General features: G+C 61.3%; 2 protein-coding genes and 1 pseudogene. 2 read left to right on the top strand and 1 reads right to left on the bottom strand.

The genetic code is table 11. The features are described from left to right. A partial coding sequence (locus tag L0H65_RS19235) for a hypothetical protein (protein ID WP_301460798.1) occupies window positions 1-357 on the bottom strand: 357 nt, incomplete at its 3' end. Here L0H65_RS19235 and L0H65_RS19230 point away from each other — a divergent pair. Beyond that, a complete protein-coding gene (locus tag L0H65_RS19230; protein WP_301460797.1) occupies window positions 347-946 on the top strand; it encodes a superoxide dismutase in 600 nt (199 codons plus the stop codon). The genes L0H65_RS19235 and L0H65_RS19230 overlap by 11 nt on opposite strands. 177 nt (window positions 947-1,123) lie before the next feature. Continuing rightward, window positions 1,124-1,890, top strand: a pseudogene (locus L0H65_RS19225) (hypothetical protein); the annotation flags it as partial.

Raw genomic sequence — 1,890 nt, 5'->3', positions numbered from 1 at the left:
TGGCTGTGCTGTCGCATGCGGCGATGCAGGGGGCGGAGATTTGATCCCGCACGATTCCGAAAGTGGCCTTCGCTGAGGAACAGGCAGACTACGATGCTGATGATTGTTGACCCACGGCTTGGAACCGACGACTGTTGAGCGGCGTTCGATCAGTGGAGATGCAGCCGGGGACAGGCCGATACCGTTTTTGCCGTCTTGCTTTTCGGGCGGAGGTGTTGGTTTTGCGTGCCGCGCGGACAATGACGTGGTGCGTTGGTCCCATAAACCGTGAATCCGCGCTCTGCCCTTGACCTTCACAAGGGGCAGGCGCTTAAAGACGTAACGAAACAAAATGCAGGAGTTGATCATGGCTTTCACACTTCCCGACCTTCCTTACGGTCACGATGCGCTGGCAGGGCTTGGCATGTCCAAGGAAACCTTGGAATATCATCATGATATCCATCACAAAGCCTATGTCGACAATGGCAACAAACTGATTGCAGGTACCGAATGGGAAGGCAAATCGGTTGAGGATATCGTCAAGGGTACCTATAAATCTGGTGCGGTGGCGCAAAACGGCATCTTCAACAATGCCAGCCAGCATTGGAATCACAGCCAGTTCTGGCAGATGATGGGGCCGGGCAGCAAGAAGATGCCGGGTAATCTGGAAAAGGCCATTGCCGAAGCCTTCGGCAGCGTCGACAAATTCAAAGAGGAGTTTTCGGCGGCTGGCGGTGGTCAGTTCGGCTCTGGCTGGGCGTGGCTGGTGAAGGACAAGGATGGCAGCCTCAAGGTCACCAAGACCGAGAATGGCGTGAACCCGTTGTGCTTTGGTCAAACCACACTTTTGGGCTGCGATGTGTGGGAACATTCCTATTACATCGACTTCCGCAACAAGCGCCCGGCGTATCTGAGCAACTTCCTCGACAAGCTGGTGAACTGGGAAAACGTGGCGTCGCGTCTCTGACCCCGGCGCTGCATTTGTGAACATGGGCCTGCCGGGGAAATCCTTGGCGGGCCTTTTTCGTGGGTGTTGGCGCGCGTAATGGCGGATCGCGGCGTGATACCACTTGCTTTGCAGCGGAATTCCGGGGTCATGTGAAGGCGAAGGGGCAGGTTGCGCCCCGGCTGGCAGGGGGCGTGAATGGCGGCGTGGCGGAACATTGGGACGGGATCGAAGGTTGCTGCGGCTGTCGCAGCGGCGGCACTCGGCATCGGGCTGATCGCATTGTTCCTGTCGTTGCGCGCGCCGCTGCCCGAGCCGATACCAGAGCCAGCCGCAAAAGCCCCGGCACCGGAAACAGCGCCGATCGCCGAAGCCGTGCCCGCGCCCAAGGAAACCGCGCCAGTCGCAGCCGCACCGCCGCTATCGGCTCCCGAACCGTCGGCTGCAAACGCAGAACCGCCGCGCTTTGATGTGGTGCGGATCGAAAAGGATGGCGCTGCACTGGTGGCGGGCCGGGCCGTGCCGGGCAGTGAGGTGTCGGTTCTGGTCGATGGCGCGGTTGTGGTCAGCCTTGCTGCCGACGGAACCGGTGGGTTCGCGGCGCAGTTCACCTTGCCGCAAAGTGCGAAGCCGCGGCTGATGACGCTGCTGATGCGCCTTGCCTCTGGGCAGGAGATTGCGTCGCAGGAACAGGTGGTGCTTGCGCCCGCCGATGTCGTGCCGCCATCGGATGCCGAGGTTGCGGTTTTGGGACAAGCGCCGGCGGCCCCGGTATCCGTTGCGCAAGGGCAGGATGTGGCAGGTCCGACATCGGCAACCCGACCGGTGCAATCCGCCTCTGCCCCCCGGTTGGAGCAGTCAGCCGAAAGCCCGAGCACATTGGCGGTGACATCGACCGCCCCGGAACCCGCAGCGTCCGCCGCCCAACCGGAAAATGTCGCGCAGGTTGAACCCGCCGCGATCCT

This window comes from Pseudorhodobacter sp., from assembly GCF_030452865.1.
Taxonomy (GTDB): domain Bacteria; phylum Pseudomonadota; class Alphaproteobacteria; order Rhodobacterales; family Rhodobacteraceae; genus Pseudorhodobacter.
Note: the sequence above shows the minus strand (reverse complement) of the source record. Positions and strands in the feature narration are given on the sequence as shown.